Here is a 15,719-nt window from a genome sequence, read left to right as displayed (position 1 = left end):
CGGGAATTACTCGCCTGTAAATTCCGGCTTGCGCTTCTGGAGGAAGGCCATCCCGCCTTCGGCCGCATCCTTGCTCGCCGCGGCGACCCGCTGCCCTTCCGCTTCGGCCAGAAGGACCTGGGCGATGTCGCCATCGAGCGCGGTGGCGATATTCTTCTTCATTGTCGCATAGGCCAGCGTCGGACCGTTGGCGAGCTGCATAGCCAGCGCCCTTGCCTCGCCTATCAGCGCATCGTCGTCCACCGCCTTGTAGATCAGCCCCCAATCTTCCGCCTGTTGCGCACCGATCTTCTCGCCCAGCATCATCATGCGCGTGGCCCGCGCACGGCCGACGGCGCGCGACAACAGCCAGGTCGAGCCGCCATCGGGCACGAGGCCGATATTGACGAAAGCCTGGAGGAAATAGGCACTCTTCCCCGCGATCACGAAATCGCCTGCCAGGGCGAGCGAGCAGCCGATGCCTGCCGCCGGACCGTTGATCGCGCAGACCACCGGCACCGGCGTGCGCAGCACCTGGTTGATCGCGGGGTTATAGTGGTTTTGCAGTGCGCGGTGGCTGCCGCCCTTGCTCTGGAGCGCGCTCCCCTCTCCCCGCGCGGCAAGATCGGCGCCCGAGCAGAATCCCTTCCCCGCGCCGGTGATCAGCACCGCGCGGGCATCGCCGAGGTCGTAGAACACCATGCCGATCTCGTCCGCCATTTGCGGCGGCATCGCGTTCAGTCGGTCGGGCCGGTTGAGCGTGATGGTGGTAAGCGGGCCGTCCTTCTCGACGATGATGGTTTCGTAGCTCACACGTCTCTCCCAAGCGTTGCGTTTCGCAACCGAGAGTGGCCGCGATAAATGCCCTGCGCAAGTCCGTTACGGCGCCCTGCGGAAATCAGGCGTCGGCGCTCGGCCGCGCGGAAACGCGATCGTGCCATGTCCCGAGATTCGCGCATCCTTCGGGCATTTCGAGGCCGACGAATTTCGCGAAATCGATGGCGGTCAACAGCAGGATATCGGCGGCGGTGAAGGCATCGCCCGCAAGATATTCGCGCGCGCCCAGCGATTCGTCGAAAAAACGCATGGCATCGGCGACACGCGGGCGGTTCGCCTCCCCCCATTCGGCGTTGCGGCCGGGCAGCGCGGCGGTGAACGGATGGGTATGGACCCAGACCGCAGCGACAGGAAACATCAGGATCATTTCGACCCGGCGGCACCACATTTCGATCGCGGCAATCTCGCGCGAGGTCGTGCCGAACAACGGCGGCTCGGGATGCTCTGCCTCGAGATAGCGCATGATCGCGACGCTTTCGGCAATCACCGTGCCGTCGTCCAGCTCGAGGATCGGCGTCTGCCCGCGCGGGTTCTTGGCAACGAAATCGGGCGCCTTCTGCTCGCGCCCGACGATCGACACTTCCCGCGACGGCAGCTCGATGCCCTTCTCGGCCGCGAAAATGCGCACGCGGCGGGGGTTCGGCGCAGGGTTCGGACTGTCGTAGAAAAGCATCGGCTGTGCTCCTTCGCCGGTCAGTTCGACCGATGGCCGTCACCCCGGGGTGTTTCCATAATCTCGGTCAGTTGGCCCATCATGTCCTTGGGGTGGACGAAGAAGATCGGCGTCCCGTGCGCGCCGATACGTGTCGGACCGAGGATACGCTTGCCGGCTCCCTCGAACCATTCGCGTGCCTTCGCGATATCCGCAACCTCGAAGCACACATGGTGCTGCCCGCCGAGCGGGTTCTTGGCGAGGAAGCCATTGATCGGCGAGTTCTCGTCATAAGGCTCGATCAATTCGATCTGCGTCCCGTTCATCCCGCTATCGGTCGGCGTATTGACGAAGCAGACCTTCACCCCTTGTTCGGGCAGGTCGAACGGCTCGGTGATATCGGTCGCGCCCATCGTGTCGCGATAATGCGCGATCGAGTCCGCGATCGAAGGCGTCGCGACGCCAATATGATTGAGACGGCCGAGTTTCATTTTAATCCACCCATTGCGATATGATGACTGCAATTGATCCAAGAAATATCAACAGAGACAAGATTATGCTCCACACATAGCCGAGCTTGTGTTCTTGTTTATCAACCAGTCTGAACCCGTTTCGAAAGTCGAATCGAGGAATTCCGTTTGTCGTAAAAAGATAGCAAACATTAAATGCGGAAAGCATCGCAATTATCAGCAAGAACGCCCAAGGAGTGTCGAATATATCAGTAATCACAACGGAATATTATCATGCTTCTTCCACGGGTTCTCCAGCACCTTTCCGCGTAGCTTGCGCAGCCCGAGCGCGATCCGCCGCCTTGTCGAATGCGGGTGGATCACCTCGTCGATATACCCCCGCGATGCCGCCACGAAGGGGTTGGCGAAGCGTTCCTCGTACTCCCTGGTCTTCTCGGCGATCTTGTCCGGGTCGTCGCGGTCCTGCCGGAAGATGATCTCGACCGCCCCCTTCGCGCCCATCACCGCGATCTCGGCCGTCGGCCAGGCGTAGTTGAGATCGCCGCGCAAGTGCTTGGAGGCCATCACGTCGTAGGCCCCGCCATAGGCCTTGCGGGTGATCACGGTGATCTTGGGCACGGTCGCCTCGGCATAGGCGAACAGCAGCTTGGCGCCGTGCTTGATGATCCCGCCCAGTTCCTGGCTCGTGCCGGGCAGGAAGCCGGGGACGTCGACGAAGGTCAGGATGGGAATGTCGAAGGCATCGCAGAAGCGAACGAAGCGCGCAGCCTTCTTGCTCGAATTGATGTCCAGCACGCCCGCCAGCACCATTGGCTGGTTGGCGACGACCCCCACGGTGCGCCCCTCGACCCGGCCGAAGCCGCAGATAATGTTCCCCGCATGGGCCGGCTGGATCTCGAAGAAATCGCCTTCGTCCAGCGTCTTTCGGATCACCTCGTGCATGTCGTATGGCTGATTGGCATTGTCGGGGATCAGCGTGTCGAGGCTCGGCTCCTCGCGATCCCAGGGGTCTGCCGTGGGCCGTTCGGGCACCGGCTCGCGATTGGAAAGCGGCAAGTAGTCGAAGAAGTTGCGCGTCTGCAGCAAGGTCTCGATATCGTTCTCGAACGCGAGGTCGGCGACGCTGGTCTTGGTCGTGTGCGTCACCGCGCCGCCCAGATCTTCCTGCGTCACGACCTCGTTTGTCACCGTCTTCACCACATCCGGGCCGGTGACGAACATATAGCTGGAATCCTTCACCATGAAGATGAAGTCGGTCATCGCCGGGGAATAGACCGCTCCGCCCGCGCAAGGCCCCATGATCAGACTGATCTGGGGGATGACGCCGCTGGCCAGGACGTTGCGCTGAAATACCTCGGCATAACCGCCGAGCGAGGCGACGCCTTCCTGGATGCGCGCGCCGCCACTGTCGTTGAGGCCGATGACCGGAGCGCCGACCTTCAGGGCGGTATCCATCACCTTGCAGATCTTCTCCGCATGGCGCTTCGACAGCGAACCGCCGAAGACGGTGAAGTCCTGCGAAAAGACATAGACGAGGCGGCCGTTGATCGTGCCGCTTCCGGTGACCACGCCGTCCCCCGGAATCTTCTGATCCTGCATGCCGAAATCGACGCAATCGTGTTCGACATATGTGTCGAGTTCTTCGAAGCTGCCTTCGTCGAGAAGGATGTCGAGCCGTTCGCGAGCGGTGAGCTTGCCTTTGGCATGTTGTGCGTCGATCCGCTTTTGCCCTCCGCCCATGCGGGCGGCTTCGCGACGGCGTTCCATTTCGGCGATATTGGCTGACATCGGCACCCCTGCAATTATGGTCCGGCGGGCCTAGCGGCCAGCGCAAGCGAGCGTCAATCTTTCATGCAAACAGCTGCCGGTCGCCGTTCCGCCTTCCTCCAGGCCTGAGTCAGCGCAGCAGAACCAGTTCCTCGGCCATAGTCGGATGGATCGCGACCGTGGCGTCGAAATCCGCCTTGGTCAGCCCGGCCTTAACGGCGACGGCAGCCGCCTGCATGATTTCCGCCGCCTCCGGCCCGATCATGTGAATACCCAGGATTCGGCCCGAATCCTCGTCGCACACCATCTTGTATAGGCTGCGCTCGTTGCGGCCGGCGAGGACGTTCTTCATCGGGCGAAAGTCCGACTGGTAGACCCGAACGGAGCCGTACTTGTTGCGCGCTTGCCCCTCGGTAAGGCCGACACCGGCCAGCGGCGGATGGCTGAACACCGCGCTGGGTATGCAATCGTGATCGACCGCGATCGGATCGCCACCGCCGAAGACGGTATCGGCAAAGGCTTGCCCTTCGCGAATGGCGACCGGGGTCAGTTGGACGCGATCGGTCACGTCGCCCACGGCATAGATATGATCGACATTCGTCTTGCTGAAACGATCGACCAGGATTTCGTTCTTTTCGCCGGTTTCGACACCGGCCTTCTCCAGGCCCAGCCCTCCGGTATTGGGCAGGCGCCCCGTTGCGAACAGCACGCAATCAACCATCAGATCGTCGTGATTGGTCATCGACACCTTGAGCGTGCCGTCGTCGTTCTTCTCGATTCCGCGAAATTCCGCGTGAAAGCGGAAATCGATCCCCTTCATCATGCTGATCTGAAGCAGCCGGTCGCGCAGTGCCTCATCATAGCCGCGCAGCAACTGGTCGCTGCGATTGATGATCGTGACCTGACTGCCCAGCTCGTTGAAAATCCCGGCGAACTCGTTGGCGATATAGCCTCCGCCGGCAATCAGGATGCGCCGCGGCAGGGTTTCCAGGTGAAAGGCCTCGTTGCTGGTGATGCCCAGCTCATGCCCCGGACAATCAGGCACGTGGGGGCGCGCGCCGGTCGCGATCAGGATATGCCTGGCAGTGACCGTCCGCCCGCCGGAAAGCTTGATCTCGTGCGGCCCGACCAGTTCGGCCCGTTCGTTGACGATCTCGACCCCATGATTGTCGAGCGTCTCTGTGTAGAGACCGTTCAGGCGGTCGACGTCGCGCAACACATTGTCGCGCAAGGTTGCCCAGTCGAATTTCGGATTCTCGATCGTCCAGCCGAATGCCCTGGCGTCTTCCAGATCCTCGGCGAAATGCGCGCCGTAGACGAGCATCTTCTTGGGAACGCAGCCGCGGATGACGCAGGTGCCGCCGACCCGATGCTCTTCCGCCACGATTACCCTTGCCCCATGCGACGCTGCGACCCGGCTCGCGCGTACGCCGCCCGAGCCGGCGCCGATGGTGAAAAGGTCGTAGTCGTACTGATCGGCCATGCGCGCGCTCCTTGGTTGGACGCGCGATATGGCGGGCGCGAGGGCGCTTGCCAACCGGCGTGTTCAGGCGCCCTCCCCCGCCGCATCGTCGCGTTGCCGGCGGGCACGCTTGCCGCGCGCCACTTCGGTCGCCAGCGCCTCGAGCTTGTGGTCCCAGAACCGGCGGAACGGCTCGAGCCAGCGCTCGACCTCTTCCAGCGGTGCGGCATCGATCGAATAGAGCCGCCGCTGCGCTTCCGAACGGACTTGTGCGAAGCCGCTTTCGCGTAGAACGCGAAGATGCTGCGACACCGCGGGCTGGCTGATCCCGAACTCCTCGGAAATTACCGCGACGATGGCGCCCGACGATTGCTCCCCTGTGGCAAGCAGCTCCAGAATCCGCCGTCGGACGGGATCGCCAAGAATGTCGAAAGCGTGCATCGGGTTCCCATATCAGGCCTCGCCGCCACCGGTATAGAACGCCGTGGTGCGATCCGCCGCGCCGCGCGCCGCGCTTTCATCCGTGCCGAAAGCGAGCGCCGCGCGATACCACGCCTCGCTCGACGCCGTGGCGAAAGCACGCCCTTCGCCCGTTGCGAGCCATTCCTCCTCGCCCTGCTCCGGTTTCCCCTCGCCGGTGCGAAGATGCTCGGCCAGGCCGTAGAGGCCGAGGTCCCAGCCGACGCCCACTGCGCCGGGGCCGAACTGCTGCCAGAACGCAAGGCCCGCTTCATCCTCGAGCCCGATATGTTCGAGCAACAGACGTGTCGCGCCGCTGCCGTCGGCTTCGAGGGTGACGTTGACCCAGCTCAACCCGCCGTTGAACTCCCAGGTCACCGCCAGGTGCCGGGGTGCCTCGCAGCGATCGATCGTGCCGCCGGCGTTCCCGTCGAATTGGTAATGCCCGCCTTCGCGCAGTTCGCCGGAGATCGGCAGGAACCAGCGTTTCAGGCGGGCCGGATCGGTTATCGCATCCCATAAATCGGCGGGATCGGTGGCATAGGATCGCGCCGCAGCGACGACGCGGGCCGGCTTGCCCTGCCACTCGATGCTGCGCACTTCCCGAACAACTTCGTCCACCGCCTCGTTTGCCCAATCGCCCATCTCGGTCCCCTTTCGACTCTATATAAGTTTATACTTATATAGGAGACGGTGGGTTGTCCAGCGGGCGATCAATCGCGGCGGCGGTGGGCGGGCGGTTCCTCTTTCGCCAGTCGGCGTGCCGTCGAAGCAGTCTGCGCCGCGAAGAGCGCGATCAGCAGCAGGCCCACGCCCCCGACGAACAGATCGAATACGTTGAGTTGCCAGACGATCGGATTCTCCGGCCCGGCGATCAGCATCGCGAGCGTGAGACCGATCAGGATCAGGCGCAGTTCGGTCGGTCCGGCGTTGAGGTAGGACAGCCTGAGTTCGCCCAGCACGCGCACCGAGAGGAAGGCGTGGATCGACATGAGCAGGTATCCCACGAGCGCGATGAGGGCGACCTCCATCTCGACGTAAGAACTGAGGCCGATGCCCACGACGACCAGCATGGTCGCGAAACCGTCACAACTGTGGTCCAGGAAATAGCCGTAGCGTGGCCGTTCGATCTTGCGGAAGCGTGCCAGGCTGCCATCAAGCGAGTCGCCGAACCAGTGGACGACGTAGCCGGCGATCGAGAGCCATAGCCATTCGGCGTCGAGGTTGCTCGCCAGATAGCCGGCGAAGACCAGCATGGCACCGAACATGCCGGCGAAAGTCAGCATGTCGGGCACGACCCAACCGGGCATGGCGGCGCAGAGGCGGTTCAGAACGCGTCGTTCTAGGCGCGCGATCAGGTTCTCCTGAATGCGCTCGATCGGCTCGACCGTGGCATGGGAATATCGTTCCATCGCAAATCGCTCATTTCGGCCTTGGTTGCGCAAAGAGACGCGCTCTACCGGTTCGCGCACCGACAAGTCCAGCGAAGCAGGCGGGGCCTCAGCCCCGACCGCCGCGCCCCGACCGCCGGCGGCGGCGCCGGGGTCGCGCGCTGTCGCCCTCCCCGCCGCGGCCTTCGCCGATACGGGGCCTGCCCGTACGGTGCGAATGCTTCGCGTTCGACTTGCGCTGCTCGCCGGACGCCGGGCGCCCCTCGCCGCGCGGCTTCACCGCGACGCGTTGATGCGGCGGGCGCGGCGCCGGCTTTGTCGGCCCCACACCCTCGACCACGGCGCGGAAGTTGTCCGGCAAGGGCAGACGATCGAACTCGGCATCGGTGGTCTTGCGGATATCCTTCAGGTAAGCGCGCTCGTCCTCCGCACAGAACGCGATCGCGATCCCGTCCGCACCCGCGCGCGCCGTGCGGCCGATGCGGTGGACGTACTGTTCGGGCACGTTGGGCAGCTCGTAATTGACGACGTGGCTGACCCCCGGGATATCGATCCCGCGTGCCGCAACGTCGGTCGCGACCAGCACCGGCGTCTTCGCCGAACGGAATTCGCTCAACGCGCGCTCGCGCTGCGGCTGGCTCTTGTTGCCGTGGATCGCATTGGCGGGAACGCCGGCCTGCGCCAGTTTCTTCACCACACGGTCCGCGCCATGCTTGGTCCGGGTGAACACGAGCACGCGCTCGATCTTGCCCGGCACCGGATGGCGGCCGCGCAGGATCATTTCGAGCAGCGTCTGCTTCTCGTCCTGCTGGACCATGAACAGGTACTGGTCGATCCGCTCGGCCGTCGTGCTCTCGGGCGTGACCGAAACATGGACCGGCTCGCGGCAATATTTGCCGACCAGTTCCTTGATCTGCTTGGGCATCGTGGCACTGAAAAACAGCGTCTGGCGATCGTCCGGCACGAGCTGGCTGATCTTGCGCAGCGCGTGAATGAAGCCGAGGTCGAGCATCTGGTCGGCCTCGTCGAGGACGAGGATTTCCACCGAACCCAGACCGAAGGCCTTCTGGTCGATCAGGTCGAGCAAGCGCCCGGGCGTGGCAACCAGAATATCGGTGCCGCGGTGCAGCTTGTTACGGTCCTTGTTGACCGAAGTGCCGCCGACGATCGACTGCACTTTGAGGCCCGCAAGCGCACCGTAATCCTTCGCCGACTGGGCGATCTGCCCGGCCAGTTCCCGGGTGGGCGCCAGCACGAGCATGCGGCACGACTTGAACGGCGTTTGCCGGCCGGCCTCGCGCAGCCGGTCGATGCTGGGCAGCATGAACGCCGCCGTCTTGCCCGTTCCGGTTTGCGCGATGCCGAGCAAGTCGCGGCCTTCGAGAACGGGGGGGATCGCCTGCGCCTGGATCGGCGTGGGCGTGTTGTAGCCTTTCAGGTCGAGCGCCTGAAGGACGGGCTGCGAAAGCCCGAGTTTATCGAATGTCATGGTATATTGAACTCGCAACAGATGCGACGCGCTGCCGTATCCGGCACGCGGCGCGGGGGTTGAAACCGCCCGCGTGAAAAGGGAAGTCTTCGAGAAAACCGAAACGCGGCCGGGGCGCCCCATGTCTCGGGATCACCACTTCACGCTGGCACGCGCGCTTCGCTGGATGCGCAGATGGGGGGAAACGTCCCGGAAGTCAATCGCCCGATTGGCGGATCGATTCTTTTGCGGCCTTCGCCAGAACGTCGAGCGGGGCGAGAACCCGCCATTCCACGCCGTCCGGCAGATAATCGAGCGTCACCTGGGCGCGCATTGCCATTTCGGGATTGCGCTTGATAATGGTCGTGCCGAAACCGCAACGTTTTGGCGAAACGACCGGCGGACCGTCGCGTTCGCGCCATTCGAGAGCGAGCGTCGGCGCGCCATCGCGTTCCTCCACACGCCAGCGCAGCGTCACCCGCCCTTCCGAATTGGAGAGCGCGCCGTACTTGGCGGCATTGGTCGCCAGTTCGTGAATCGCCAGGCCCAGCGCCTCCGCGGCGGATGGCTTCAACTTGACGTCGGGAGGGCCGTCGAACTCCACGCGCCCTTCGGAAATGTCGCTGACGTGGAGGATCTGGGACTTTGCGATGTCTTCCACCGTGGCGCCGATCCAGTTGCCGCTGGTCAGAAGATCCTGATTGGCGGATAGCGCGGCGATGCGCCGGGTCAGTGCATCGACCAGTTCGGGATCGGTACCGCCCACCGTGCGCTGAATAATCGCCTGGATCGTCGCCAGGATATTGCGCGACCGGTGATTGACCTCGTTCATCAGCAGACGGATGCGCTCGTTCGTCTCGCGCTCCTCGGTAATGTCGGTATGGGTGCCGCACCACAGGATCACATCGCCGTTCTCGTCGCGCAGCGGCTGTGCCTGTGTCAGAAACCAGCGGTATTCGCCGGTCTTGCCGCGAAGGGGAAAGGTTTCGCTCCAGGGCTCGCCCGTGTCCCAGGAACGCTGAACGCTCTCGACAACCCGGTCGACATGGTCCGGGTGATGGACGCCGCACCAGCCCCAGCCCTCCATCTCCGCCAGCGTTGTCCCGGTGAAATCGTACCACCGCTGGTTGTACCAGAACATCCACCCGTTCCGGTCGGCCATCCAGGCCAGTTGCGGAATATTGTTGGCAAGCGCCTCGAACCGCTGCCGGCTTTGCAGCAGTTCGGCACGCAGGTTCGCCTGTTCGCGCAGATCGTTCGCGATCTCCGACGCGCCGATGATGGTTCCTGCCGCATCGCGGATGGGCGACACGGTGATGGCAACCGGAATCTCCGTTCCATCGGCTCTCAGCCGCATGGTCTCGAACTTGGGCACCAGTTCGCCGTTCCGCACCCGGGCGAAAATGGAATCTTCCTCGTCCTGCCGGTCCGCCGGAACGATCCGCCGGATCGAATGGCCGACCATCTCGGCTGCGGGAATATCGAACAGACGTTCGGCCGCGACATTCCAGCTCATCACATTGCCGTCCAGATCCCTCGAAACGATTGCGTCCGAGGAATGATCGACGATCGCTGCCATATGCGCGTCGCGAAATGTGTTCGGGTGCCCGTGCACTCGCGCCGACTAGCATATAATCGTTCAAGAACAACGGGTTTACCGTGCAACAAAAAGCAATTCGACGCTCTCCGTCCGCTCTGGAAAGCGGGCCTTTCAGCCCCGTCCGAGTTGCTCGGCGGCGATTTGCTGCAGCGCGGTGGCCACCGGGGTGGCAATGCCCAGATCGCGCGCGGCGCGTTCATCCGGCCCCAGCGTGCGGGGATCGATCCCGGTTACATATCCGAACACGATCAACGCCTCGAGATACGATCCTGCGGCGCTCGCATGATATTGATCGTGGCTCCAAAGATCGATCTTGCCGAACGCGCGCCCGTCGTAGGGATCGGGATCGGCAATGCCGTGCGCGATCGCCCTGTTCCAGCCTTCGCCCACCGGAATGACGCCGTCGATATCCGGCGAGGCAGCCTGGATCGCGTCCATCGCGGCGCGCAGGTCCAGCGCCATCGCGGCCAGCGGCCGGCGATACCAGTGGCCGCCCTCGCGGTAGACCTGGTCCGCACGCGACCAGGTGGCCATCAGATAGACGTCGACCGACGGATTGGCGCGGGTGAACATTGCTGCAAGCGCCGGTGCGTCATGCGCCGTCTCGGTCGGATCGCCCGGCCTTTCGGGATCGAGCACCGAATACTGCTGCATAACCACGACGTCCCAGGGCGCATCGATAACCGCGCGCCGTTCGCGCAAGTGAAAGCCGAGAGTCGAACCCCCGCGCAGTTCGTGCGACACCTTCCAGCGCAGGCCCGCCTGCTCGGCGAATGTCGCGAACAACGCGGGCACGCCGCCGACGCCCTCTTCGTTCAGGTCTTCGACGCTATCGGCGCGGTAGCGGAGAACCGCCGACCCGGCGCCCTGGGTAAAGCTGTTGCCGATGAACAGGATCGTGCGCGCATCGTCCCTGGCAGCGGCCGGCGAAACCCAGATCAGCAGGGCAATCGCAAACATGGCGAAAGCTCGCAACATGGTCCTTCTCCCTCCGCTTCAGCGAGGTGGCGCGCCGCGCCCTACCCCAGGCCCGCCGCGTCCAGCAGCGCCTGGGTGCTGGGATCGAACTCGCCCCCGCCGGCATCGATCTCCTTCGCCATGCGCTTGCCCAGTTCGACGCCGAACTGATCGAACGGGTTGATACCCATCAGCACGGCGTTGGCGAACGTCCGATGCTCGTGGAAGGCGATGAGCGCGCCGAATGTCGCCGGATCGATATCGTCGCACAGGATCGTCGCGCTCGGCCGGTCGCCGGGAAAATGGCGCGCGGGGTCGGTCCCCTTGTCCCCTGCCATCAGCGCGGCGGCCTGGGCGAAGCAGTTCGTCAGCAGAATGCGGTGATGGGCCGGGTCGAGTGCGTCGCCGGGCGCGATGCTGGCGATAAAGTCGACCGGGACGAGATGCGTGCCCTGGTGGAGCAACTGAAACACGGCGTGCTGGGCATCGGTGCCCACGCCGCCCCAGGTGATCGGCGCGGTCGGTCCCGAAACCGGTTCCTGCTCCGCAGTGACGCGCTTTCCGTTCGATTCCATCTCCAGCTGCTGGAGATAGTCGGGCAGCAGCGACAGCCGCTCGTCATAGGCGAAGACCGCGCGCGTCTGACATCCGCGAATGCGGGTATAGTACAGATCGGCGAAGGCCGCGCGCAGCGGCAGGTTGTCCCGCCCCTCGGCCTTCAGGAAATGCGTGTCGACGGCCTGCGCCCCCGCCAGCATCTGCCGAAAGCCGTCCATCCCGATGGCGAGCGCGACGGGAAACCCGATACTGGACCACAGCGAGTATCGCCCGCCCACCGTTTCGGGGAAAGGCAGCACGCGCGTTTCGTCGACGCCCCATTCCACGGCCTTTTCCGGGCTGGCGGTGAGCGCCACGACCCGGCCGGTCGGATCGGATACGCCGTTGTCGGCGAGCCAGGCCAGCGCGGTTGCGGCATTGGTCATCGTTTCGATGGTGGTGAAGGTCTTGCTCGCCACGGCAACCAGCGTCTTCGCCGGATCGCAGGCGGCGAAGGCACTTTCGAGCGCGAGGCCGTCGATGTTCGAAACGACATGAACGTCCACCCGCGCCCCGTCGCGGGTCAACGCATCGACGGCCAGCGCGGGGCCCAGCGCGCTGCCGCCGATGCCGATATGGATGAGATGCCTGACCTCGCCCAGCGCCCCTTCGTGCACGGCTTCGACCAGCATGGCCATGCGGCGCAGCAAGGCCTCCGCCTCCTCCGCCTTGGCCGCATTGCCCGATCCGCGCATCGCGGCGTGGGTCGCCGCGCGCCCTTCGGTCGGGTTGACGATCTCGGCTTCGAACAGCTTCTCGCGCATCGCCGCGAAACCGGCCGCTTCGGCGAGGGCTTCGAAACGGGCGCAAAGCGGGTCGTCGAGATGGGTCTTGGACCAATCGAAGCGGATCGTCCCGCCGCCGTCGCCCGGCAGCGCCAGACTGTCCGAAAAGCGCGCGACGCGCCCTTCGTCGGCGTGAAACAGTTCGCCCAGCGTTCGCCGCGGCACCGCCGCGATCGCTTCCCATGCCGCCGAAACAGCCTCGCTCATGCGAAAATCCCTTTCCTACATCGCCCCCACCCGACTAGGGCTTGTGGCCATGTTTTCAAGCACGACGATCGCCCCGACAGTGCCCGGCTGGAAGGTCACGGCCATCGGCTTCTGTGCCGCGCTATCCGCGGGTTTCGCGGTTTCCATGTTACCGCTCGAGTGTAAAGCACCTGCATGACACAGACCGCTCCCGCCGCGCCCAAATCCGAATCGCCTGCCGAAGACCAGGGCGAGACTCTCGGCAGTTTCACCTGGTTCCTGATCAAGCTCGCGCTGGCGGTGCTGATCTTCCGCAGCTTCGTCTTCTCGCCGTTCTCGATCCCCAGCGAATCGATGCTGCCCCGGCTGATGAACGGCGATTACCTGATCGCGGCCAAGTGGCCCTACGGCTTTTCCAGCCACTCGCTGCCCTTCTCGATACCGCTGATCCCGGGCCGCATCCTGGCGAACGAACCGGAGCGCGGCGACGTGGTGATCTTCAAGCATCCGGTGGACGGGATGGACTATATCAAGCGCGCGATCGCCCTGCCCGGCGAGACCGTGGAACTGCGCGACGGGCAAGTGCTGCTGAACGGCGAGCGTGTGCGCAGGGAACGGATCGCGGATTTCGTCGTCGCGGTCTCGCCCAACACCGGCTGCGCCTGGGGCGGCATACGCGAGAGGCGCATGGGCGAAGGCGAGCGGTGCCGATATGCGCGGTTTCGCGAAACGCTGCCTTCGGGCCGCAGTTACGAAGTGCTCGACTTCGGGCGCACGCCGCAGGACGATTTCGGCCCCATGATCGTGCCCGAAGGACATCTTTTCGTCCTGGGCGACAATCGCGACAATTCGCAGGACAGCCGTTTTCCGCCGACGCCGGGCGGCGGGGTCGGCCTGGTGCCGCAGGAAAACCTGGTCGGCCGGGCGACCATGCTGATGTGGTCGACCGACGGCAGCGCCGAATGGCTGCTGCCCTGGACCTGGTTCACGGCGGCGCGCTGGCACCGGATCGGAGACGGCCTGTGACCGCACTCGATCGCGAAACGCGCAAATGGCTCGGGTCGGCCGGCTTCACAGTGGACGACGAGGCGCTGTGGTGCGAGGCATTGACCCACGGCAGCACCGGGGAATCGCGCCACTACCAGCGGCTGGAATTCCTCGGCGACAGAGTGCTGGGCCTCGCCATCGCCGGCTGGCTGTTCGAACGGACGCAGGACGACGAAGGCAAGCTGGCACAGCGGTTGAACGCACTCGTGAGCAAGCGTGCCTGCGCCGAGGTCGCGCGACGGCTGGGCGTGCCGGGCCATGTTCGCCTGGGCAAACAGGCGCGCGACGACGGGGCGGCCGAGAGCGAGAACGTGCTCGGCGACGTGATGGAGGCCCTGCTCGGCGCCAATTACCTTGCCGGGGGATTCGAATCGACTTGCGACCTCGTGCGAACCTTCTGGCGCGAGCAGGTCGAAGGCCAGACGGGGCGCGCCAAGCATCCCAAGAGCGCGTTGCAGGAATGGGCAGCGGGCAACCAGCGCCGTCCGCCCGAGTACGAATTGCTCGACCGTTCCGGGCCCGATCACGCCGCCCGCTTCACCGTCCGCGTAAGAGTGCACAACGTGGGCGAAGCGGAAGCGACCGCAGCCAGCAAGCAGGAAGCCGAGACCGCGGCCGCCAGAACATTTATGGAGACCTTCGGGTGAGCGAAAATGCAACCACGCGCTGCGGCCTGGTGGCGGTCATCGGCGCGCCCAATGCCGGCAAGTCGACTCTGGTCAATCAGCTCGTGGGGCAAAAGGTCGCGATCACCAGCCCCAAGGCGCAGACGACCCGCGCCCGCATGCTGGGCATCGCACTGGGCGAAGGTGCCGACGGGGCTGCGACCCAGATGATCCTGGTCGACACGCCCGGCATATTCGCGCCCCGCCGGCGCCTCGATCGCGCGATGGTGAGCGCCGCGTGGGAAGGCGCCGAGGCGGCCGATGCGATCCTGCTGCTGGTCGATCCGGTCAAGCAGCGCCGGCACGAGCTGGAGCCGCTTCTGGAAGCCCTGGCGCAGCGCCCGGAGCGCAAGATCCTGGTTCTCAACAAAGTCGACGTCGCGAAGAAGGAACCGCTGCTGGCGCTGGCGCAGGAGCTGGCGGGGAAAGTGGAATTTGCGGAGATCTTCTTCGTCTCGGCGCTGACGAGCGACGGTGTGCGCGAGTTGAAGACCGCGCTGGCCGGGACGATGCCGCAAGGCGACTGGATGTATCCCGAAGATCAGGTGAGCGACACCAGCGAGCGGCTGCTCGCCGCGGAAGTGACCCGCGAGCAGCTTTACCGGCAGCTCCACGAAGAATTGCCGTATGACAGCGCGGTTCGCCCCGAACTCTATCGCACCCGCCCCGACGGCAGCCTCGAAATCCACCAGCAGATCGTGGTTGCGCGCGACAACCAGCGCGCGATCGTGCTCGGCAAGGGCGGCAGCCGGATAAAGGCGATCGGCGAGGCCGCGCGCAAGGAGCTTGCGGCGCTGCTCGGCGTTCGGGTCCACCTCTTCCTTCACGTCAAAGTGGAGGAGAACTGGAGCGAAAACCGCGAGATGTTCGAAGAGATGGGGCTGGATTGGGTTCGCTAGAGGGTATAGCCTCGCCCGAATTCGGTCGCGCAACGGGAGAGCCGCAATGCGTAATGTCTGTCTGGGTCTGCTGAGCGCCGGAATCCTCGCCGGCTGCGCGCCAGTGGGCGAAACACCGCCGCGGCCTGCCACCGATTGTCCGGTTTCGGACAGCCGCAACTGGCACGCCTGGGTAGACAGGATGCCCGGGCCGGGCAGCAAGGCGACGCTGAACATCAGCGGCGAGGTCGACCTGCCGACCCCGGGTTACAGCGTCTCGCTGCGCGCCGGCCCGGCAGACCGCGCGATGCCCCCGGGGCAGCGCTTCGCGCTGGAGGCGACCCCGCCCGACGGAATGGTCGCCCAGGTCGTCACGCCGACCGAGGTGCGATACCGCGCGCCGGCCGATTATCCCCACTATCGTGAGATCATCGTCGGTTGCGGCAGCACCACGCTTGTCACCATCCCGGATGTCATGATCGCCGAGTAATCCGCGCCGCGATCGACCGGTCTCCCGGC

16 protein-coding genes are annotated in these 15,719 nt (G+C 64.7%); 4 read left to right on the top strand and 12 right to left on the bottom strand.

Translation table 11 applies throughout. The annotated features are described in order from the left end of the window. Nucleotides 1-6: 6 nt before the first annotated feature. From V5F89_RS12930 to pgi, 12 genes are all read right to left on the bottom strand, one after another. Nucleotides 7-792 (bottom strand): enoyl-CoA hydratase-related protein, encoded by a 786-nt coding sequence (locus tag V5F89_RS12930; RefSeq protein WP_338446043.1) that lies wholly within the window; start codon nucleotides 790-792, stop codon nucleotides 7-9. A gap of 85 nt (nucleotides 793-877) precedes the next feature. After that, nucleotides 878-1,489 carry a glutathione S-transferase family protein gene (locus V5F89_RS12925; RefSeq protein WP_338446042.1) on the bottom strand — a complete coding sequence of 204 codons (612 nt, stop codon included), beginning with the start codon at nucleotides 1,487-1,489 and terminating at the stop codon, nucleotides 878-880. Nucleotides 1,490-1,509: 20 nt separating this feature from the next. Then, on the bottom strand, nucleotides 1,510-1,959 hold the full coding sequence (gene mce, locus V5F89_RS12920; protein ID WP_338446041.1) for a methylmalonyl-CoA epimerase: 450 nt from the start codon (nucleotides 1,957-1,959) through the stop codon (nucleotides 1,510-1,512). Between the two features lie 234 nt (nucleotides 1,960-2,193). Beyond that, nucleotides 2,194-3,726, bottom strand: coding sequence for an acyl-CoA carboxylase subunit beta (locus tag V5F89_RS12915; protein WP_338446040.1), 1,533 nt, complete (start codon nucleotides 3,724-3,726; stop codon nucleotides 2,194-2,196). Nucleotides 3,727-3,835: 109 nt separating this feature from the next. After that, nucleotides 3,836-5,188 (bottom strand): glutathione-disulfide reductase, encoded by a 1,353-nt coding sequence (gene gor / locus V5F89_RS12910; protein WP_338446039.1) that lies wholly within the window; start codon nucleotides 5,186-5,188, stop codon nucleotides 3,836-3,838. A gap of 63 nt (nucleotides 5,189-5,251) precedes the next feature. Next, entirely contained in the window at nucleotides 5,252-5,608 is a 357-nt protein-coding gene (locus tag V5F89_RS12905; protein WP_338446038.1) for a metalloregulator ArsR/SmtB family transcription factor, read from the bottom strand. Between the two features lie 12 nt (nucleotides 5,609-5,620). Further along, nucleotides 5,621-6,271 (bottom strand): SRPBCC family protein, encoded by a 651-nt coding sequence (locus V5F89_RS12900; RefSeq protein ID WP_338446037.1) that lies wholly within the window; start codon nucleotides 6,269-6,271, stop codon nucleotides 5,621-5,623. Between the two features lie 68 nt (nucleotides 6,272-6,339). Continuing rightward, on the bottom strand, nucleotides 6,340-7,038 hold the full coding sequence (locus V5F89_RS12895; protein ID WP_338446036.1) for a CDP-alcohol phosphatidyltransferase family protein: 699 nt from the start codon (nucleotides 7,036-7,038) through the stop codon (nucleotides 6,340-6,342). Between the two features lie 88 nt (nucleotides 7,039-7,126). After that, a complete protein-coding gene (locus V5F89_RS12890; RefSeq protein WP_338446035.1) occupies nucleotides 7,127-8,506 on the bottom strand; it encodes a DEAD/DEAH box helicase in 1,380 nt (459 codons plus the stop codon). A 196-nt stretch (nucleotides 8,507-8,702) separates the two neighbouring features. Then, nucleotides 8,703-10,064 (bottom strand): PAS domain S-box protein, encoded by a 1,362-nt coding sequence (locus V5F89_RS12885; protein ID WP_338446034.1) that lies wholly within the window; start codon nucleotides 10,062-10,064, stop codon nucleotides 8,703-8,705. 132 nt (nucleotides 10,065-10,196) lie between these two features. Then, nucleotides 10,197-11,063 (bottom strand): DUF4886 domain-containing protein, encoded by an 867-nt coding sequence (locus V5F89_RS12880; RefSeq protein WP_338446033.1) that lies wholly within the window; start codon nucleotides 11,061-11,063, stop codon nucleotides 10,197-10,199. A 41-nt stretch (nucleotides 11,064-11,104) separates the two neighbouring features. Beyond that, nucleotides 11,105-12,631 (bottom strand): glucose-6-phosphate isomerase, encoded by a 1,527-nt coding sequence (gene pgi, locus V5F89_RS12875; protein ID WP_338446032.1) that lies wholly within the window; start codon nucleotides 12,629-12,631, stop codon nucleotides 11,105-11,107. 174 nt (nucleotides 12,632-12,805) lie between these two features. Here pgi and lepB point away from each other — a divergent pair, with 174 nt between their 5' ends. Genes lepB through V5F89_RS12855 form a run of 4 tightly spaced genes read left to right on the top strand, consistent with a single transcriptional unit; the run spans nucleotide 12,806 to nucleotide 15,690 of the window. Continuing rightward, nucleotides 12,806-13,636, top strand: a complete 831-nt coding sequence (gene lepB, locus V5F89_RS12870; RefSeq protein WP_338446031.1) for a signal peptidase I — start codon at nucleotides 12,806-12,808, stop codon at nucleotides 13,634-13,636. Further along, nucleotides 13,633-14,304 (top strand): ribonuclease III, encoded by a 672-nt coding sequence (rnc, locus tag V5F89_RS12865; protein ID WP_338446030.1) that lies wholly within the window; start codon nucleotides 13,633-13,635, stop codon nucleotides 14,302-14,304. The genes lepB and rnc overlap by 4 nt, the downstream gene beginning before the upstream one ends. After that, on the top strand, nucleotides 14,301-15,221 hold the full coding sequence (gene era / locus V5F89_RS12860; RefSeq protein ID WP_338446029.1) for a GTPase Era: 921 nt from the start codon (nucleotides 14,301-14,303) through the stop codon (nucleotides 15,219-15,221). The genes rnc and era overlap by 4 nt, the downstream gene beginning before the upstream one ends. A gap of 46 nt (nucleotides 15,222-15,267) precedes the next feature. Then, nucleotides 15,268-15,690 carry a hypothetical protein gene (locus V5F89_RS12855; RefSeq protein WP_338446028.1) on the top strand — a complete coding sequence of 141 codons (423 nt, stop codon included), beginning with the start codon at nucleotides 15,268-15,270 and terminating at the stop codon, nucleotides 15,688-15,690. Nucleotides 15,691-15,719: the final 29 nt, after the last annotated feature.

This window comes from Pelagerythrobacter marensis (genome assembly GCF_036700095.1).
Lineage (GTDB): Bacteria > Pseudomonadota > Alphaproteobacteria > Sphingomonadales > Sphingomonadaceae > Pelagerythrobacter > Pelagerythrobacter marensis_A.
Note: the sequence above shows the minus strand (reverse complement) of the source record. Positions and strands in the feature narration are given on the sequence as shown.

Bases quoted from the DNA above. Each gene is read 5' to 3' on its own strand.
- pgi (WP_338446032.1), bottom strand. From the start codon at position 12,631: ATGAGCGAGGCTGTTTCGGCGGCATGGGAAGCGATCGCGGCGGTGCCG.
- V5F89_RS12895 (WP_338446036.1), bottom strand. From the start codon at position 7,038: ATGGAACGATATTCCCATGCCACGGTCGAGCCGATCGAGCGCATTCAG.
- V5F89_RS12915 (WP_338446040.1), bottom strand. From the start codon at position 3,726: ATGTCAGCCAATATCGCCGAAATGGAACGCCGTCGCGAAGCCGCCCGC.
- V5F89_RS12925 (WP_338446042.1), bottom strand. From the start codon at position 1,489: ATGCTTTTCTACGACAGTCCGAACCCTGCGCCGAACCCCCGCCGCGTG.
- V5F89_RS12905 (WP_338446038.1), bottom strand. From the start codon at position 5,608: ATGCACGCTTTCGACATTCTTGGCGATCCCGTCCGACGGCGGATTCTG.
- V5F89_RS12880 (WP_338446033.1), bottom strand. From the start codon at position 11,063: ATGTTGCGAGCTTTCGCCATGTTTGCGATTGCCCTGCTGATCTGGGTT.
- V5F89_RS12900 (WP_338446037.1), bottom strand. From the start codon at position 6,271: ATGGGCGATTGGGCAAACGAGGCGGTGGACGAAGTTGTTCGGGAAGTG.
- V5F89_RS12855 (WP_338446028.1), top strand. From the start codon at position 15,268: ATGCGTAATGTCTGTCTGGGTCTGCTGAGCGCCGGAATCCTCGCCGGC.
- V5F89_RS12885 (WP_338446034.1), bottom strand. From the start codon at position 10,064: ATGGCAGCGATCGTCGATCATTCCTCGGACGCAATCGTTTCGAGGGAT.
- V5F89_RS12890 (WP_338446035.1), bottom strand. From the start codon at position 8,506: ATGACATTCGATAAACTCGGGCTTTCGCAGCCCGTCCTTCAGGCGCTC.
- gor (WP_338446039.1), bottom strand. From the start codon at position 5,188: ATGGCCGATCAGTACGACTACGACCTTTTCACCATCGGCGCCGGCTCG.
- mce (WP_338446041.1), bottom strand. From the start codon at position 1,959: ATGAAACTCGGCCGTCTCAATCATATTGGCGTCGCGACGCCTTCGATC.
- lepB (WP_338446031.1), top strand. From the start codon at position 12,806: ATGACACAGACCGCTCCCGCCGCGCCCAAATCCGAATCGCCTGCCGAA.